The organism is Bacteroides sp. AF39-11AC, assembly GCF_003474285.1.
Classification (GTDB): Bacteria; Bacteroidota; Bacteroidia; order Bacteroidales; family Bacteroidaceae; genus Bacteroides.
On the sequence record NZ_QROH01000005.1, the window covers coordinates 94,009 to 111,289 of the forward strand.

A 17,281-nucleotide genomic window follows, 5' to 3' on the forward strand; every position below is an offset into this window, starting at 1 on the left:
TTTGCATGGAACAGGAATTTATACTTCGTTCGGCTGAAATTGATGATATCCCGTCAATTATGGAAATAGAACAAATTTGTTTTAATAAGGATAGCTTTTCGAAACGTCAGTTCGTTTATCTTATTTCTCAAGCAAAAGGACACTTTTGTATAGCAGAATATCGGCAAAGGGTAGGGGGATATTTTAGTGTATTGATCAATAAACGTGCCTGCAGTCTCCGTATTTATTCGATAGCTGTTCATCCTGATTTTCGTGGCAAGAAAGTGGGGCAATTATTGATAGATCAGATAGCTGTTATTGCTCAAAGAGAAGGGTTGAAGAGAATTACTTTGGAGGTGAATGTTTCAAATTTCCCTGCTATTCATTTATATGAAAAGAATGGATTTAAACATACTTCCATTAAAGAGGACTATTATCATGACGGGGCTTCTGCGTATTGTATGCAGAAATCCACTATAGTCGAATAGATCTTTTACATTATTCTTAATACCTGTTTAAAAAACACTGCATAATACTCTTTTTCTTTGCTAAATTGTTAACAAGGTCAATAGAACTATTAAACCTTGTTGTAAAATGCTCTGAATAGGCTTTGAAATTTGGAGAAGTCAGGAAAAGCCGTACCTTTGCAATGTGTTTTTCATAGTATTAGATTTAAGGTTAACAAAAGATTGGCTGTCTGGGATAGATAGCCTTTTTTTATGTTCGCCCATACACTGGGCAAACTGCTAATCTTCTCCAAGAAAATCATACGACGGTGCAAAGAACAGGGTTCCGGTAACCGCAGTACTAAAATCAAGCAAGCGGTCGGTGTTACCTACCGGATTCCCGATAAACATATTTTCCAGCATCCGACGTGTAGTATTGAATGTACTTGCATATCCGATGAAATAAGTACCATATTCCCCTTTTGAAGTATTGGCAAATGGCATATTGGCACGTACTATCTTCAAATCATCTCCAATATTGGTCACAGCATTATGTGCATTTGCAGGCTTTTCTTCATCCGACAATTCCACGTCATTGAACTTTCTTCGTCCTATCACTTTTTCCTGCTCTTCTACCGGAAGCGCATTCCAAGCTTTCATATCGTGAATATACTTCTGTACAAATACATAACTTCCACCCGCAAAATCCGGATCTTCTTCGCCAACTACGGCAAAGTGATAAGGATTCTCGTCTACAGCCGGAGATTCTGTTCCATCTACGAAACCAATGATTGCCTTGCCATCCATATATCTGAAACCGTGAGTTTCATCAATAGCTTCGACGGCCCCCTTCAGTTTTTCATCAATGATAGAAGCAAATTCGTAACATAGCCCCATTTGCTTAGCGCGGATATGGAATAATATATCACCGGGAGTAGATACAGCTGTTTGTTTGCCTCCCTTGATTTCTTTGAAAGTTTCCAGTTCCTTAGGCTTGCCTTTACCTGGGAAAATACGGTTCCATGCGTCAGCGCCAAAACTAATTGTACTGCTGAACTGTGCATCCGGAAAACGATTACGCATACTGCGTATTAGCGCAGAAAAATTGGCACATACATCTTTCACTTTGTCAATAGCATCGGGAGATTGATTTAAGCCGTAAACAATGAAAATGGCATTTTCGCCTTGTCTTTCGGTTACATCCTGTGGGGTGTTTCCTTCGAATGGATTTTGATGTGAATTCATACTTTTTCCTTTCATTAAATTTATACTTAAACATATAACTTGCTAAATGCTGTTTTGTTCATACAATAATAGTAGAATTCCTTCTTACTATTTGTTGATGAATGTTTAAGCAACGTTAAATAGATGTCGCTTTTTTGTTCTTATTGTAGTAATAATAGTTCAAAAGGGTATAATTTATAGAAAAAACGTTTCTGTAGAGTACAACTTGAAAGTTTTTGTGTTTACATTTGCAAAGTTGCTTATGTAACTATTCCGTTAAAATTAAGATTTGAAGCTTTGAACAAAAACGATTCAATAGGTGTTAAGCTCATAGCAGCGGAATGACAAGAACGCGACTTGTAGAATTTAGAAAAAGAGAAATTATATAAAAAGATTGCTTATGTCACAAATTATCGGACATATCTCTCAGGTCATCGGACCGGTAGTAGACGTCTATTTCGAGGGTACGGATGCCGAATTAATGCTTCCAAGCATCCACGACGCACTGGAGATAAAAAGATCAAATGGAAAAACATTAATCGTAGAAGTGCAGCAACACATTGGCGAGAATACGGTGCGGACCGTAGCCATGGATAGTACGGACGGTTTGCAAAGAGGTATGAAAGTACATCCCACAGGCGGTCCTATTACTATGCCGGTGGGCAACCAGATTAAAGGTCGGTTGATGAATGTAGTGGGTGATTCCATTGACGGTATGAAAGAGTTAGACCGTGCCGGTGCTTATCCCATCCACCGTGATCCTCCTAAGTTTGAAGATTTGACTACCGTACAAGAGGTACTCTATACAGGTATCAAAGTTATCGACTTACTGGAACCCTACAGTAAGGGTGGTAAGATTGGTTTGTTCGGTGGTGCCGGTGTAGGTAAAACGGTACTTATCCAGGAACTCATTAATAACATTGCCAAGAAACAACATGGTTTTTCTGTGTTTGCAGGAGTAGGAGAACGTACCCGTGAAGGTAACGACTTGTTGCGTGAAATGATTGAATCCGGTGTTATCCGTTATGGTGAAGAGTTCAAGAAAAGTATGGAAGAAGGAAACTGGGATTTATCTAAGGTAGATTACAGTGAAGTGGAGAAATCACAGGTATCTTTGATATTTGGTCAGATGAACGAACCTCCCGGCGCGCGTCAATCGGTAGCGTTGTCCGGATTGACGGTAGCGGAGTCCTTCCGTGACCAAGGTGCTGAGACTGGCGGTTCACGTGATATCCTATTCTTTATCGATAATATTTTCCGTTTCACACAAGCCGGTTCCGAAGTATCAGCTTTGTTGGGACGTATGCCTTCGGCAGTAGGTTACCAACCGACGCTGGCTACTGAAATGGGTGCCATGCAGGAGCGTATTACTTCTACCCGAAATGGATCTATCACCTCTGTACAGGCCGTATATGTACCTGCCGATGACTTGACTGACCCGGCACCAGCTACTACCTTTACGCACTTGGATGCCACAACGGTATTGAGCCGTAAGATTACTGAATTAGGGATTTATCCTGCCGTTGATCCGCTGGAGTCTACTTCACGTATCCTCGACCCGCATGTTGTGGGAGAAGAGCATTATGAAGTGGCGCAACGGGTGAAACAAATTCTGCAACGTAATAAGGAGTTACAGGATATTATTTCTATTCTTGGTATGGAAGAACTTTCGGATGCTGACCGTACACTGGTGAACCGTGCACGTCGCGTGCAGCGTTTCTTGTCACAGCCTTTTGCCGTTGCCGAACAATTTACGGGTGTACCGGGAACAATGGTGCCCATAGAAGATACTATCAAAGGCTTTAAGATGATTCTGGATGGTGAGGTGGATTATTTGCCCGAATCTGCTTTCTTGAATGTAGGTACGATTGAAGAAGCGATAGAGAAAGGTAAGAAGCTGCTGGAACAGGTAAATAATTAAAAAATAGAAGAAGGAAAGAGGCTATGAAAAAGTTGTATTTGAACATAGTGTCTCCTGAAAAGGAAATTTATAATGGAGAAGTGGAAAGTGTAACGTTACCTGGTACAATAGGAACGTTTACCATTCTGCCGCAACATGCACCCATTGTGTCTTCGCTTCGTGAAGGTAAGGTGATATATGTACCGACAGGAGGAGAAGAACAGATCCTTGACATAGAGGGTGGTTTCATAGAGTTAAGTGGTGGAGTGGTTTCTGCTTGCGTTGACTAATGTTTCCTTTCCGGATTATTCTTTATTTCTAATTTTTAATTTAGTACTATGAGTATCAGCTTGACAAAGCGCAATTTTTTATATCAGATCACCCTGTTGACGTTAATAGCAGGATGGGCAGGCGCAGGGATTTTACATTATCTATTGCCCGGACATTATTTTGGAGGATACCCTTTTATTCTGGTATATTTCTTCTTGTTCGGGCTTTTTGAAATATCTATGTTTGATGCTTGTCGTAAGCATGCCCCGCAAAAGATGTTGTTGCTTTATATGGCAATGAAGGTGATGAAGATGCTGCTCTCTGTGATACTTTTGGTGGTATACTGTTTTGCAGTGCGGGAAGAAGCAAAGTTATTCCTGCTGACATTCATCCTTTACTACATAGTCTATCTGATATACGAGACTTGGTTCTTTTTTACTTATGAAGTAGGAAAGAAACAGAAAAAAAGAAAAGAAAAATGAAACAAATGCGTAATCTATTGACCGGAATATTCCTGATGCTGGGAATGCTGCTTACCACCTTGCCAGTTGCGGCACAGGGGATTGAAGCGGAGCTTGACAGCGTAGCCAAACGGGATGATGTCACCTCTGCCGAACAGAAAGAAAACACGGTAGACGTGAAAGAGATCGTCTTCGGACACATTGGCGATGCTTACGAGTGGCATATTACCACATGGGGAAAAACGCACGTCACTATCCCATTACCTGTCATTGTATATAGCTCTCAGACTGGTTGGCACGCTTTCCTTTCTTCACGGTTGGAAGAAAATGGGGGATCTTATGAAGGATTCTTCATAGCTCCGGTCGGTAGCAAGTATGAAGGTAAGCTGGTAGAACATGATGCAGCCGGAAACGAAATACGTCCCTGGGATATTTCTATCACAAAAGTGACACTGTCATTGCTGATTAACAGTGTGTTGCTGCTTGTCATTATTCTGGCTGTTGCCCAGTGGTATCGTAAACATCCGCAAGGCAGTGCAGCTCCGGGTGGTTTTATCGGCTTTATGGAGATGTTTATTATGATGGTGAACGACGATATCATCAAGAGTTGTGTAGGGCCGAAATATCGGAAGTTTGCACCTTACCTGCTGACAGCGTTCTTTTTCATCTTTATAAATAATATCATGGGGTTGATTCCCATTTTTCCGGGTGGAGCCAATGTGACGGGTAATATCGCTATTACGATGGTGTTGGCACTCTTTACATTTGTTGCCGTCAACCTGTTTGGAACGAAAACCTATTGGAAAGATATTTTCTGGCCGGATGTACCTTGGTGGCTGAAGGTTCCTGTACCGATGATGCCTTTTATTGAATTCTTCGGTATCTTCACCAAACCATTTGCCTTAATGATCCGTCTTTTTGCCAATATGTTGGCAGGACACATGGCAATGTTGGTGTTAACATGTCTGATCTTTATTTCCGCCAGTATGGGACCTGCGCTTAACGGTACGCTTACCGTGGCATCTGTGCTGTTCAATATCTTTATGAATGCATTGGAGCTGTTGGTGGCATTTATCCAGGCATACGTATTCACTATGCTGTCTGCCGTGTTCATCGGACTGGCTCAGGAAGAGCATAAAGAAGTAAAAGTGAAAGAAAATAACAATTAATAATAAACCATTTAAAAACAAAAGATTATGTTACTATCTGTATTATTGCAAGCTACTGTGGCTGCAGCCGGAATTAGTAAATTAGGTGCAGCAATCGGCGCCGGACTTGCCGTTATCGGCGCAGGTTTGGGTATTGGTAAAATTGGTGGTTCAGCTATGGAGGCTATTGCCCGCCAGCCGGAAGCATCGGGAGACATTCGTATGAACATGATTATCGCTGCTGCATTGATTGAAGGTGTAGCTCTGTTGGCAGTAGTTGTGTGTCTGTTAGTGTTCTTCTTATAATTAAAATGTAGATAAAATTATGTCATTGTTATTACCCGATAGTGGTCTGCTGTTCTGGATGCTTTTGTCATTCGGTGTGGTGTTTGTGGTGTTGGCGAAGTATGGCTTCCCTGTCATTACCAAGATGGTAGAGGGTCGTAGAACCTACATCGACCAATCGCTGGAAGTGGCAAAAGAAGCTAATGCGCAACTCCAAAGGCTGAAAGCTGAGAGTGAAGCATTGGTTGCTGCTGCCAACAAGGAGCAAGGACGCATCCTGCGGGAGGCGATGCACGAGCGTGATAAGATTATCGTTGAAGCACGCAAGCAGGCGGAAGTCGCCGCGCAGAAAGAGCTGGACGATGTGAAGAAGCAGATACAGCAAGAAAAGGAAGAGGCAATACGCGATATTCGTCGTCAGGTTGCCGTGCTTTCTGTGGATATTGCGGAGAAAGTAATCCGTAAGAATCTGGATGAAGAGCATGAGCAAATGGAGATGATAGACCGGATGCTGGACGAAGTGCTGGCAGCCTCAAGAAGCAATTAAGTAGCGATCAGCGATTAGTGATGAGTGATGAGTGCAATGTGCTGGTCATGAGTCGCTAATCACTAATAATTAAAGGAAATGGATATAGGAATTGTTTCGATGCGATATGCCAAAGCGTTGATAGAATACGCGAAAGGTACGGGGACTGAAGACCGCGTATACCGTGAATTGCGTATGCTGGAACGTAGCTTCCGTAAGCATCCTGATTTACGGGAAGCGTTGGATAATCCCATTTTGAAGACCAAGGAGAAGTTAGCTCTGATTTGTACCGCTGCCGTAGGTAATGGAGAAGTGAGCCGGGAATTCTCCCGCTTTATCGCCCTTGTACTGAGAAATCGACGGGAGTATTACTTGCAGTATATCTGTTTGACTTATCTCGATTTATACAGGAAGTTGAAGCATATCGGTGTAGGAAAGCTGATTACGGCTGTACCTGTGAGCCGGGAAGTTTGGGAACGCATTCGGGATAGTGCTTCTACTTTGCTACATGCAGAGATGGAGTTGCAAACAGAAGTTGATCCTTCGATTGAAGGGGGCTTCATATTTGACATCAACGATTTCCGGCTGGATGCCAGTATCTCCACACAACTTAAGAGAGTGAAACAACAGTTCATTGATAAGAACAGAAGAATTGTATGATTTACGATTAGAGTTACTCTATATTGTAAGTAGTGAATCGGACTTAAGTACGGTAATTTCAATCGTAAATCGTAATAACTAAATCGTAAATAGAATCATGTCTGAAAATATAAAAGTAAGCGAGGTCTCCGATATTCTCCGTCACCAGTTAGAGGGAATTGATACCCGTGTGCAGTTGGATGAAATCGGTACGGTGCTGCAAGTCAGTGACGGTGTGGCACGTATCTATGGACTGCGCAATGCCGAAGCAAACGAACTGTTGGAGTTTGACAACGGTATCAAGGCAATTGTGATGAATCTGGAAGAGGACAACGTAGGTGCTGTTTTGCTGGGGCCTACAGATAAAATCAAAGAAGGCTACGTCGTAAAGCGTACCAAGCGAATCGCTTCCATTATGGTGGGAGAGGGAATGCTGGGACGTGTTATCGACCCGTTGGGGGTGCCGTTGGATGGTAAGGGACTCATTGGTGGAGAACTGTGCGAAATGCCTTTGGAACGTAAAGCGCCGGGTGTTATCTTTCGTCAGCCTGTGAACCAGCCGTTACAGACCGGACTAAAGGCCGTGGATGCCATGATACCTATCGGTCGCGGACAACGTGAGTTGATCATCGGTGACCGTCAGACGGGAAAGACAGCTATTGCCATCGATACGATCATCAACCAGCGTGCCAATTATGAGGCAGGCGATCCTGTATATTGCATCTATGTAGCCATTGGTCAGAAAGGTTCCACAGTAGCTACTATTGTGAACACCTTGCGTGAGAATGGCGCAATGGATTATACGATTGTGGTTGCCGCCACTGCAGGTGATCCCGCAGCGTTGCAGTATTATGCCCCGTTTGCAGGAGCCGCCATTGGTGAATACTTCCGCGATACCGGCCGCCATGCACTGGTGGTTTATGATGACCTTTCTAAGCAGGCGGTGGCTTATCGTGAGGTATCACTGATCTTGCGTCGTCCTTCGGGGCGTGAAGCTTATCCGGGAGATATCTTCTATTTGCATTCCCGTTTGCTGGAGCGTGCAGCACGTATCATCAACCAAGAAGAAGTGGCACGTGAAATGAATGACTTGCCGGAAAGTCTGAAAGGCAAAGTAAAAGGCGGTGGTTCGCTGACCGCACTGCCTATTATCGAGACGCAGGCTGGAGACGTATCAGCATACATCCCGACGAATGTGATTTCTATTACTGACGGACAGATATTCCTTGATACAGACTTGTTTAACCAAGGTAATCGTCCGGCTATCAATGTAGGTATATCAGTGAGTCGTGTGGGTGGTAACGCCCAGATTAAGGCGATGAAGAAAGTGGCCGGTACATTGAAGATAGACCAAGCGCAGTATCGTGAATTGGAAGCATTTACAAAGTTCAGCGGCGATATGGACCCTGTTACTGCACTGACCATTGATAAGGGACAAAAGAATACCCGTTTGTTGGTTCAGCCGCAATACAGCCCGATGCCGGTAGAAAAGCAGATTGCCATTCTGTATTGTGGTACACATGGTTTGCTGCGTAATGTTCCGTTGGATAAAGTAACTGATTTTGAAAGGAGTTTCCTTGAAGCACTTGAAATGAATCATCGTGCTGATGTGCTTGATGTACTGAAGAGCGGTGTCATTGACGATGATATCTGCAAAAAGATAGAGAAAACTGCAGATCTGATGTCGAAACAATACTTGGATTAGTGATTAACGTTTAGTGACAAGTGATTAGTGGCATGCGCTCATTTACCGCTTATCACTAATCATTAATCACTTACCACTAAAAAAAATGCTATGGGTTCTTTAAAAGAAGTAAAAAACAGAATAAACTCCGTCAAGAGTACGCGTCAGATAACATCGGCGATGAAGATGGTGGCATCCGCTAAGTTGCACAAGGCACAGACACGGATTGAGAATATGCTGCCTTACCAACAGAAGCTGAATGAAATTCTGACTAACTTCTTGTCTACAGATGCTACGTTTGAGTCACCTTATACCGAAGTACGTCCCGTAACGCGGGTAGCGGTTGTGGTTTTCTCATCCAACAGTTCGCTGTGCGGAGCTTTCAACGCGAATGTGGTAAAAAAGCTTGGAGAAACGCTGGAAGAATATAAATCACTTGGTAAAGAGAATGTTCTGATATATCCTGTAGGAAAGAAAGTAGAGCAGGCTGTGAAAAAGTTGGGCTATACATCGCAGGGAAGTTATCAGGGGATGGCGGATAAACCATCATACATGCAAGCGTATGAACTTGCTGCATTGTTGATGCAAGAGTTTATGGAAAAGCAAATCGATCGTGTGGAGCTGATTTATCATCATTTCAAATCAATGGGTTCGCAGATTTTGATGCGTGAAGAATATCTTCCTATTGATTTGAGCAAGGTGGCAGCAACTGCTGCAACAGAAGGATCGGGAAAACGTGGCTTCCAGAATGATTATATTGTAGAACCATCTGTCGGACAGTTGATTGCTGATTTATTACCGAAGGTGCTGAGTCAGAAATTATTTACTGTGCTTCAGGATTCCAATGCTTCTGAACATGCTGCGCGTACACTTGCCATGCAGACTGCAACAGATAATGCGAATGAACTTATACAGGACTTGACGAAGCAATATAACAAGAGCAGGCAACAGGCGATTACAAACGAATTGTTGGATATCATTGCAGGAAGTCTGAAGTGATAAAGCTAAAAGCTACGAGCTACAAGTTGGGAGTGGCTGTGCTATGTCCCGAAAAGCACTTGTAGCTCGTAGCTTGTCACTCTTATAGCTTTTCCCTTTTTTTGCAAAAAGATGTGCCAATGGAGGCTTTAACTCTTTTATTTGTGTTACCTTTACACCTCCAACCAACATTGATGAAATAATGGAACAGAATCCAGAATTGGCATTAGCATGGCAATTTATAGAAAATACAGGCACACATCTCTTTCTGACCGGTAAAGCAGGGACCGGAAAAACTACATTCCTGCGGCGGTTGAAGTCCGGAAGTCCAAAGCGTATGGTTGTCCTTGCCCCAACAGGCATTGCGGCTATCAATGCAGGTGGCGTAACCATTCATTCTTTCTTCCAGTTACCTTTTGCCCCTTACGTACCCGATACCTCATTCAGTGCGGATGGCAAAGCACAATATCGTTTCCGTTTCGGAAAAGATAAACTCAACATCATGCGTAGTATAGACCTGCTGGTGATTGATGAAATCAGTATGGTACGTGCTGATCTTCTGGATGCGATAGACGATGTGTTGAGACGTTTTCGTGATCGCAGCAAACCTTTCGGTGGTGTGCAATTGCTGATGATTGGCGATTTGCAGCAACTTGCCCCGGTGATAAAAGATGAAGAGTGGCAGATGCTGAACAGTTACTATGATACTCCTTATTTCTTTTCCAGTCGTGCACTGAGACAGTCGGAATACTGTACGATTGAACTGAAAACAGTGTATCGTCAGAGCGATACTCACTTTTTGGATATGCTGAACCGCATTCGGGAGAACCGCTGTGACAAAACTTTGCTGGATGAACTGAACCGTAGATACATTCCGAATTTCAATCCTTCGAAAGAGGAAGGCTACATCCAACTGACTACCCATAATTATCAGGCGCAACGTATCAATGAATATGAACTGGCACAATTACCCGGCCGTTCCTTTACCTTTCGCGCCCAAGTAGATGGAAAATTTCCTGAATATTCTTATCCCACAGATGAAGTGCTTGAATTGAAGCGTGGTGCCCAAATCATGTTTGTCAAGAACGATTCATCCGGTGAGCACCGTTATTACAATGGTATGATCGGTGAAGTGGTGAACGTATCAGCTTTGGGCATCGAGGTACGCAGTAAAGGAAGTGAGGATGCGTTTATGCTGCAAGAAGAAGAATGGACGAATGCAAAATACGTGTTGGATGAAGAGACTAAGGAAATCACCGAAGATATAGAAGGAGTCTTCAAGCAATTCCCTCTGAAGCTGGCATGGGCTATTACTATCCATAAAAGTCAGGGACTGACATTTGAACGCGCTATAATCGATGCCAGTGCCTCTTTTGCACATGGACAGACTTATGTGGCATTAAGTCGTTGCAAAACGTTGGAAGGTCTGGTCTTGAGTGCTCCATTATCTGCAAGAGCAGTCATCAGTGACAGTGCTGTAGATACTTTTACGGAAGATGCACGCAGAAACGAACCTGATGAATCGCGTTATCGGAGATTGCAGCAAGCGTACTTTCTGGAATTGCTATCCGGATTGTTTGATTTCTTACCGTTAGAGTTGGCATTGAAGCGCTTTGTGAGATTGGTGGATGAACATTTGTATAAGCTCTATCCCAAACTATTGACTGAATATAAGTCAGAGACGGAACGCTTCCATGAGAAGGTGACGAAAGTTGCCCAGAAGTTTAGCCTCCAATACACACGCCTGGTCGATAGTGCCGAAGATTATGCAACGGATAAAAGCTTGCAGGAACGTATTCATTTGGGGGCTGAGTATTTTAAAGAACAGTTAGAGCCTTTGGATGCTATCAGAAGTAGCAGCATTGTGGAAACAGATAATAAAGAACTAAAGAAACAGTTGAAGACTGCCAGTGAGGAATTGGATGATCTGCTTCTGTTAAAAGTAGACTTATTGGAATTTGTTATCAGTAAGGGCTTTCATGTGGGAGAGTACCTGAAACAAAAGGCGGTACTTTCCATTGACGATACGGCATCGGCTAAGGGCAAAGGAGAAAAGCGTTCCGGCAATTCTTCCGAAAGAAGAAAACGAAAAGACGGAGCCGAAGAAAGTGGAAGTACCCCTGCACGGAAAAAAACGGCGGCAGTGGAAGTACCTTCGGATATCCTGCATCCCGAATTATACAGGCGTCTGATAGTATGGCGCAATGCGGAAGCGTCTCAATTAGGATTACCGGTATATACTGTGATCCAGCAGAAAGCTATTTTGGGTATCACCAATTTATTACCGGAAGATAAATCCGCTCTTCTCCGGATTCCTTATTTTGGTAAAAAAGGTGTGGAAAAGTATGGGGATGAGTTGTTGGAGATGGTGCGGGTGTATAAGAAGGAGAGTGGAATTGCAGAAACGTTGTTTAGTGATTAGTGGTGAGTGATGAGTGATAAGTGATTAATCAAGTTGTATAACATTCCAACTACTAATCACTCATCACTCACCACTAATCACTTATTTAAAGATTGAACATTAGTCTTATTCCTGCTTCCAGAGTGTGCGGCTGGTATCCCAGTTCTCTGCGTGCTTTTTCAATGCTTAATCCGCTGAAACGGGGACGGGGAGTTGTTTCTCCCATTTGCTTGGTGGTGACTGGCAGAATTAATGAATAATCCAGATTCAAAGTATCTGCTACGCGATAAGCAATATCGGCTATGGTCAGACATTCCGGACCACAGATGTGATAGATACCATTATTGGGATGGTTTATCAGTTTTTCTATTCCTTGAGAAACATCTCCTACATAGGTTGGCGTGCGCCACTGGTCGGAAACCACCCGTATTTCTTCATTATTTCTCAAACGGTTGGCTACCAATTGCAGAATATTTCCGTGTTGTCCCGGCAAGGCAGCACCATAAACCACTACCACACGTGCGATGGCATAATTGCTACAAAGCTCGGCTACCCGTTTTTCTCCTTTCAGTTTGGTTACACCATAGTAGTTGACCGGATCAGGAGTATCTTCTTCCGTATAAAGCTGCCCTGTATCTCCATTAAATACAAAGTCAGTGGATAGATGTATAAAGCGTGCAGCGGATGCTTCGCATCGGAATGCCAACTGTCCCACAGCATTGACATTGATACTGTCTGCCTCCTCACGGTGTGCTTCGCAATAATCAGGAACGGATAATGCGGACGTGTTGATCACTATATTCGGGCGTACTTCCCGGAACAATGCGCTTTGTTCTCCCATCTGGCAGATGTCTGCACTGATAAAGCGATAATTTCCGGAATCGGGAGCAATGTCGTCATGCAGAGAACAACCTGTTACTATATACTCGTCATTGCGTGACAAATCATTCAATATCCGGCGTCCTGTGAAGCCATTGGCACCTATTACCAATACTTTTTTCTTCATATTCATATTATTTCAGTATTAATCCCTTGGCTGTTGTCTTTTTTAGTAAGGTCCATTCCTTCCTTGTTGTACTTCGATTCTAATTCCGAACGATCCGTTTGCCGACTTCAGTTCAAAAGCGCCTTTGAAGTTATTCCGTTCCCATGGCAGGGCAGAAGGATTAGGGACTTTCCATCCGTCCTTGTCATACTCTCCATAAGTATTGATGCGCATTCCATTCTTCAGCCGGAAACTTCCCATTTGCAGGTTTTGGGGAGATGATCCGAAACCTGTCAGTCCGAAAGGATTCATACTGTATATGGTGGAGCTACCCAAGCTAAACAAGTGTGAGTAGCCTTGTGAGTAGGTCACATTCGGGTCCAAGCGAAACAGAAAACTGTAATCTTTGCTGGCATCGGGGATGTCTAAAGTCATTTTGGGCATTTGGGGAGTTGCCATTTTCATCAGGTTCATATCCAAAAGGAATCCATCAAAATTCTTTGTTGCCGGCATATTCATACTGCGAACACTGTCAGCGGGTACTTCATTCTGGGCATTTACCCTGAAAGAAAGAAGACAGAAAAGTATGATTAGTCCTATATATTTCATCACTTAATGGTCTTTATTTAATGGCGAATATAAGAAATAAGTATGAATTATGGAAATATATAGCATTTATTAAAATAAAACTTGTATATTGTACGCTGATGTTTGAGTATTGTTGTTATCTTTGGAGCGTAAATAATTGAATTGGTTTTATAAGCAATCTATTTGTTCCTCTCTAACCAGTAAATGAACGGGCTGTATCTCGTGTGGAAATGCAGCCCGTTTTCTATTTCTTTTTTCTATTGAGATGAATCACCGGAGCAAGTATCGGTACTGTTTCCCACTTCATTTTCGAAGCATTGTACGCTCGTTCCACACCTCCCTGTATTTCCAGATAATCATTGATTTTCACTTCCATGACTACACCGTAGTGGCTTTGTGGATACATAGGATTCATATATCCGTTCAGAGAGTTTTGTTTGCCAAAGCCTGAATATTGCCCGAAGAAGCGGATACGAAGGAAATTGTTGATACGATAGGCGGCAGAGGCATCCAAGCCAATGTCGAATTGAGAACCATGCATGCGCGAAGGGATGGTGTATTTGGCGGTATACATGCCCCCTGTCAATTCCCAGCGTTCATTAGGGCGATATATAAAATCGGCACCTGACTGGATAATTGTTCCCATAGTAGGGTAGGTATTGTAGGTGCTGAATGTGCTCAGTATACTATTGGGTGAAAGCTGAAAAGCACCGTAATGCTCGTAATCCATCACGAAAGGATCGTAACTGCTGACCATCTTTCCCATTCTGATATCCATCCACGGAAAGTTGGGATAGTAAGTCGGAAGAGTGATGTGTAAGTCCGTGCTATCCATGCTGAGAGAAGTCTTTACCGGCATATCCCGATTAGGAGCGGCAGCTGTTCCGGGTGGAGGAGACAACGGTTCTTTTCCCATTTCCGTGGGAAAACGATTCAATAATGTGCTGTCCTTTGCTTGCTCGTTTTGTGCAGCAATGCGAAAGGAAACAGTGAGAAGGAACAGAATGATGAATAGTTTTTTCATAAGTCGTTATGTGTTAACGGAAGTTTCAGTTGATGATAAGTTTGTATCCGATGCCTCGGACATTGACAATGCGGATACGTTCATCTTTGGAAAGCTTATGTCGTAATTTAGTGATGAACACGTGCAGGCTGCGCGAATTGAAGAAACTGTCGTCTCCCCAAAGATCGAGCAGGATATTCTGGGTATTCACTACCTGATTACGGTTTTCGCACAGGCGTTTCAGAATTTCGGCCTCGCGGTGGGAGAGTTCCTGTTCTATTCCGGTATGGGACAATATCTGTGTGACAGAGTTGAAATGGTAATCGCCTATCTCGAAACAGGTTTCTTCCTTCTTCGGTTCCTCTCTGAATGTAAATGCCTTGCCCACCAGCGCTTTAATGCGTACGATAAGTTCCTGCATGCCGAAAGGCTTTTTCAGATAGTCGTTGGCCCCGAGTTCAAAGCCTTCTACCACATCATTGATGGAAGAACGGGCAGTGAGAAAAAGTACCGGAGTTCGTTTGTCGGTTTGACGGATGTGGCGCACCATTTCAAAACCATCCATGCGAGGCATCATAACATCTGCTACCAGTACATCAGGGCGTAAGTCGAAGAACATACGCAGACCTTCCTCGCCGTCGGCAGCAGTATGGATGATGAAGTTCTGACCTTCCAGCGTATCTTTGATAATCATGGCGAGGGTTTGTTCATCCTCAACCAGCAGTACCTTAATTTTGTCCATATCTTGATTCATTTTCATAACAAGCAATGTAATGCATCATAACAAGCAATGTAATGTGTTGTAACAAGCAATGTTGTACACCATAACAAGCAATGTTATTCAGATTCTTATTGTAAATGTACTTCCTTTTCCCGCTTCACTTCGTACGGTTACAATACCACCGTGCTTTTCTATCATTGTCTTTACATAGAAAAGCCCCAGCCCGTAGCCTTTGGTATTGTGGATATTTCCTGTCGGAACCCGGTAGAATTTATCGAAAATGTGAGGCTGTTTATCCGTAGGGATACCAATGCCATGGTCTGTAACCGAGATTTCCACTTGTTCCGTTTCCTTTTTTCGGCAACAGATCGTTATGTCGGCTTTATCCGGAGAATATTTGATGGCATTATCTATCAGGTTACTCAGAATATTACTGAAGTGTGTACGGTCGGCAATGATTGTCAGGTCTTCCGGTGCAATGTCGAGATTGATTTCTACAGGCTTGCCCGCTTTCAGTTTATGCTGTTCGATGAGTGCCGGGAACAGATCGTGCAAGCTGAGCGTCTCCGGATGCAGGCGGAAGGTTTTACGGCGTTCCATACTCATGGAGAGAATTTGTTCCACCAGTCCGCTCAATCGCTGTAACTGTTCCTGGCAGATGCCCAGATACTTATCCCGTTGTTGCTTGTCTTCTGCCAGATTGAAATTAAGCAAAGCATCGTTGGCGGCATACGCTACGGCAATAGGTGTTTTCAGCTCGTGGGTGATGTTGTTGGTAAAGTCGCTCTTCATCTCTTCCAGTGTTTTCTGCCGCAAAATGGTGCGGATAAGAAACCAGAAGGAGAAGCCTAATATAATAAGGATAACGAATGATGTGGTAAGAATGCCGCTCATCTGCTGCAATACAATCTTATAAATAGGTTCTATCGTGAGGCGGTAACTTTGATTGGAGTGAATGTCGAAAGCATAATTATATTGTTTCGCTTTTTCACTGGGCATGTATCCGGGAGTCCCGACAATGGCGAGCGTATCAGTGTAAACCAGCGTTGAGTCCGGATCGGTACCGGAATGAAGACGCTCCAATCGGTAGGGAAGTTTAAGTCCCCGTTCTTGCAGATAGGTATTCAGCAGACTGTCATAAACGGCTATATCAGGTTCTATAAAAATATCCAGTCCCGAGTGCATTCCACGCTGGATGAAAGTGGCAAGTTCCACCATACTGCTTTGCTCACGCAGCATCATATCTATTCCACCTTCGGCCCTTAAAGAAGCCTGAGGTTCATTCTCATTAATCACTGTATCTTCCAGGACCTCTTTTATTGAATCTCTTTCTGCCCAGACTGAAATATTTGTGCCTTCCTGCCCCCGTGTGAAAAGGATATCTCTTGTCGAGTCATTCGGGTAGCTCACTGAGACGCTGTCATACTTCATAGGGATACCGTCTTTTATAAGTGAACGACTTCCGGCACTGTCTGTTTGGTCAACAGTTGTACTGCTGCGGACAAATGATTTTCCGGAATCGGAATTGTATCCTGCTGAAACCTCTACCGAACCGTGGGCTTTATTTTCTTTTTGCATCTCCTTTACACGCAGCAGCATTTCATTATAATCGCTCATGCGCATGGCTTCTACGATGCTTTGTTCCAGTTCGTGCTTCATCGTTTTGTATAGCCCCGTGATCCAGTATGCCTGATAAATAAAGATACCCAGCAGAGAAATTATGACCAATATGGCAATAGGTTTGAATGGCAGTTTCATGTAGCTCTTGTATTTATATGGACAAAGATAGGAAAGATAACCGGTACATGTATGTACGGTAAGACTAAATAACACTTCAGATAACACTAGATAAGACTACGTAAGTTCCGGATAACACAAAGTCCGGAAGATTTCACCGTACTTTGCAGTGCAAGAGCTTAAGGGATGATTCGGGTTTGCACACGGCATCTTTTGCAAAAGGTATAGGGAGAATCCTGTGCAGTCCCTTACATAATTGGGTGTCAACCTTGGTCAACCGGCCTGTCAACCAAGGTTAACGGATCT

The 17,281-nt window shown here is 43.3% G+C and carries 17 protein-coding genes; 11 read left to right on the forward strand and 6 right to left on the reverse strand.

Translation table 11 applies throughout. The features are described from left to right. Window positions 1-5: 5 nt before the first annotated feature. Window positions 6-467 carry a ribosomal protein S18-alanine N-acetyltransferase gene (gene rimI / locus DW036_RS11500; RefSeq protein WP_118464870.1) on the forward strand — a complete coding sequence of 154 codons (462 nt, stop codon included), beginning with the start codon at window positions 6-8 and terminating at the stop codon, window positions 465-467. Between the two features lie 258 nt (window positions 468-725). Here rimI and DW036_RS11505 read toward each other — a convergent pair whose 3' ends face one another. Then, window positions 726-1,670: a Dyp-type peroxidase gene (locus DW036_RS11505; protein ID WP_118464871.1), complete on the reverse strand. Its 945-nt coding sequence runs from the start codon at window positions 1,668-1,670 to the stop codon at window positions 726-728. A gap of 379 nt (window positions 1,671-2,049) precedes the next feature. Here DW036_RS11505 and atpD point away from each other — a divergent pair, with 379 nt between their 5' ends. From atpD to DW036_RS11555, 10 genes are all read left to right on the forward strand, one after another. After that, window positions 2,050-3,570: a F0F1 ATP synthase subunit beta gene (atpD, locus tag DW036_RS11510; RefSeq protein WP_118464463.1), complete on the forward strand. Its 1,521-nt coding sequence runs from the start codon at window positions 2,050-2,052 to the stop codon at window positions 3,568-3,570. Window positions 3,571-3,593: 23 nt separating this feature from the next. Then, window positions 3,594-3,839, forward strand: a complete 246-nt coding sequence (gene atpC, locus DW036_RS11515) for an ATP synthase F1 subunit epsilon (protein WP_118464465.1) — start codon at window positions 3,594-3,596, stop codon at window positions 3,837-3,839. Between the two features lie 48 nt (window positions 3,840-3,887). Continuing rightward, window positions 3,888-4,301, forward strand: a complete 414-nt coding sequence (locus DW036_RS11520; protein WP_118464467.1) for a hypothetical protein — start codon at window positions 3,888-3,890, stop codon at window positions 4,299-4,301. Further along, window positions 4,298-5,449 (forward strand): F0F1 ATP synthase subunit A, encoded by a 1,152-nt coding sequence (gene atpB, locus DW036_RS11525; protein ID WP_118464469.1) that lies wholly within the window; start codon window positions 4,298-4,300, stop codon window positions 5,447-5,449. Before DW036_RS11520 ends, atpB begins: the two co-directional genes overlap by 4 nt. Before the next feature lie 27 nt (window positions 5,450-5,476). After that, window positions 5,477-5,734 (forward strand): ATP synthase F0 subunit C, encoded by a 258-nt coding sequence (atpE, locus tag DW036_RS11530; protein ID WP_118464471.1) that lies wholly within the window; start codon window positions 5,477-5,479, stop codon window positions 5,732-5,734. Window positions 5,735-5,753: 19 nt separating this feature from the next. Then, window positions 5,754-6,260, forward strand: a complete 507-nt coding sequence (gene atpF, locus DW036_RS11535) for a F0F1 ATP synthase subunit B (RefSeq protein WP_007213987.1) — start codon at window positions 5,754-5,756, stop codon at window positions 6,258-6,260. A 78-nt stretch (window positions 6,261-6,338) separates the two neighbouring features. Beyond that, window positions 6,339-6,899 carry a F0F1 ATP synthase subunit delta gene (locus DW036_RS11540; protein WP_118464473.1) on the forward strand — a complete coding sequence of 187 codons (561 nt, stop codon included), beginning with the start codon at window positions 6,339-6,341 and terminating at the stop codon, window positions 6,897-6,899. A gap of 97 nt (window positions 6,900-6,996) precedes the next feature. Further along, on the forward strand, window positions 6,997-8,583 hold the full coding sequence (gene atpA / locus DW036_RS11545) for a F0F1 ATP synthase subunit alpha (RefSeq protein WP_118464475.1): 1,587 nt from the start codon (window positions 6,997-6,999) through the stop codon (window positions 8,581-8,583). Window positions 8,584-8,673: 90 nt separating this feature from the next. After that, window positions 8,674-9,561 (forward strand): F0F1 ATP synthase subunit gamma, encoded by an 888-nt coding sequence (locus DW036_RS11550; RefSeq protein ID WP_118464477.1) that lies wholly within the window; start codon window positions 8,674-8,676, stop codon window positions 9,559-9,561. Window positions 9,562-9,742: 181 nt separating this feature from the next. Next, the gene (locus DW036_RS11555; protein WP_118464479.1) at window positions 9,743-11,962 is read left to right on the forward strand and encodes an HRDC domain-containing protein; all 2,220 of its coding nucleotides are present in this window, start codon (window positions 9,743-9,745) and stop codon (window positions 11,960-11,962) included. Window positions 11,963-12,047: 85 nt separating this feature from the next. On the opposite strand, the gene DW036_RS11560 is transcribed toward DW036_RS11555, so the two are convergent. The 5 genes from DW036_RS11560 to DW036_RS11580 form a co-directional block, all read right to left on the reverse strand. Beyond that, window positions 12,048-12,947, reverse strand: a complete 900-nt coding sequence (locus tag DW036_RS11560) for an SDR family oxidoreductase (protein ID WP_118464872.1) — start codon at window positions 12,945-12,947, stop codon at window positions 12,048-12,050. A 42-nt stretch (window positions 12,948-12,989) separates the two neighbouring features. Then, window positions 12,990-13,535, reverse strand: a complete 546-nt coding sequence (locus DW036_RS11565) for an occludin (protein ID WP_118464481.1) — start codon at window positions 13,533-13,535, stop codon at window positions 12,990-12,992. Window positions 13,536-13,758: 223 nt separating this feature from the next. Continuing rightward, on the reverse strand, window positions 13,759-14,538 hold the full coding sequence (locus tag DW036_RS11570; RefSeq protein WP_118464483.1) for a hypothetical protein: 780 nt from the start codon (window positions 14,536-14,538) through the stop codon (window positions 13,759-13,761). A gap of 25 nt (window positions 14,539-14,563) precedes the next feature. After that, window positions 14,564-15,259, reverse strand: coding sequence for a response regulator transcription factor (locus DW036_RS11575; protein ID WP_029328564.1), 696 nt, complete (start codon window positions 15,257-15,259; stop codon window positions 14,564-14,566). A 99-nt stretch (window positions 15,260-15,358) separates the two neighbouring features. Further along, window positions 15,359-16,996 carry a sensor histidine kinase KdpD gene (locus DW036_RS11580; protein ID WP_118464485.1) on the reverse strand — a complete coding sequence of 546 codons (1,638 nt, stop codon included), beginning with the start codon at window positions 16,994-16,996 and terminating at the stop codon, window positions 15,359-15,361. Between the last annotated feature and the right edge of the window lie 285 nt (window positions 16,997-17,281).

Bases quoted from the DNA above. Each gene is read 5' to 3' on its own strand.
- rimI (WP_118464870.1), top strand. From the start codon at position 6: ATGGAACAGGAATTTATACTTCGTTCGGCTGAAATTGATGATATCCCG.
- DW036_RS11505 (WP_118464871.1), bottom strand. From the start codon at position 1,670: ATGAATTCACATCAAAATCCATTCGAAGGAAACACCCCACAGGATGTA.
- atpD (WP_118464463.1), top strand. From the start codon at position 2,050: ATGTCACAAATTATCGGACATATCTCTCAGGTCATCGGACCGGTAGTA.
- atpC (WP_118464465.1), top strand. From the start codon at position 3,594: ATGAAAAAGTTGTATTTGAACATAGTGTCTCCTGAAAAGGAAATTTAT.
- DW036_RS11520 (WP_118464467.1), top strand. From the start codon at position 3,888: ATGAGTATCAGCTTGACAAAGCGCAATTTTTTATATCAGATCACCCTG.
- atpB (WP_118464469.1), top strand. From the start codon at position 4,298: ATGAAACAAATGCGTAATCTATTGACCGGAATATTCCTGATGCTGGGA.
- atpE (WP_118464471.1), top strand. From the start codon at position 5,477: ATGTTACTATCTGTATTATTGCAAGCTACTGTGGCTGCAGCCGGAATT.
- atpF (WP_007213987.1), top strand. From the start codon at position 5,754: ATGTCATTGTTATTACCCGATAGTGGTCTGCTGTTCTGGATGCTTTTG.
- DW036_RS11540 (WP_118464473.1), top strand. From the start codon at position 6,339: ATGGATATAGGAATTGTTTCGATGCGATATGCCAAAGCGTTGATAGAA.
- atpA (WP_118464475.1), top strand. From the start codon at position 6,997: ATGTCTGAAAATATAAAAGTAAGCGAGGTCTCCGATATTCTCCGTCAC.
- DW036_RS11550 (WP_118464477.1), top strand. From the start codon at position 8,674: ATGGGTTCTTTAAAAGAAGTAAAAAACAGAATAAACTCCGTCAAGAGT.
- DW036_RS11555 (WP_118464479.1), top strand. From the start codon at position 9,743: ATGGAACAGAATCCAGAATTGGCATTAGCATGGCAATTTATAGAAAAT.
- DW036_RS11560 (WP_118464872.1), bottom strand. From the start codon at position 12,947: ATGAAGAAAAAAGTATTGGTAATAGGTGCCAATGGCTTCACAGGACGC.
- DW036_RS11565 (WP_118464481.1), bottom strand. From the start codon at position 13,535: ATGAAATATATAGGACTAATCATACTTTTCTGTCTTCTTTCTTTCAGG.
- DW036_RS11570 (WP_118464483.1), bottom strand. From the start codon at position 14,538: ATGAAAAAACTATTCATCATTCTGTTCCTTCTCACTGTTTCCTTTCGC.
- DW036_RS11575 (WP_029328564.1), bottom strand. From the start codon at position 15,259: ATGGACAAAATTAAGGTACTGCTGGTTGAGGATGAACAAACCCTCGCC.
- DW036_RS11580 (WP_118464485.1), bottom strand. From the start codon at position 16,996: ATGAAACTGCCATTCAAACCTATTGCCATATTGGTCATAATTTCTCTG.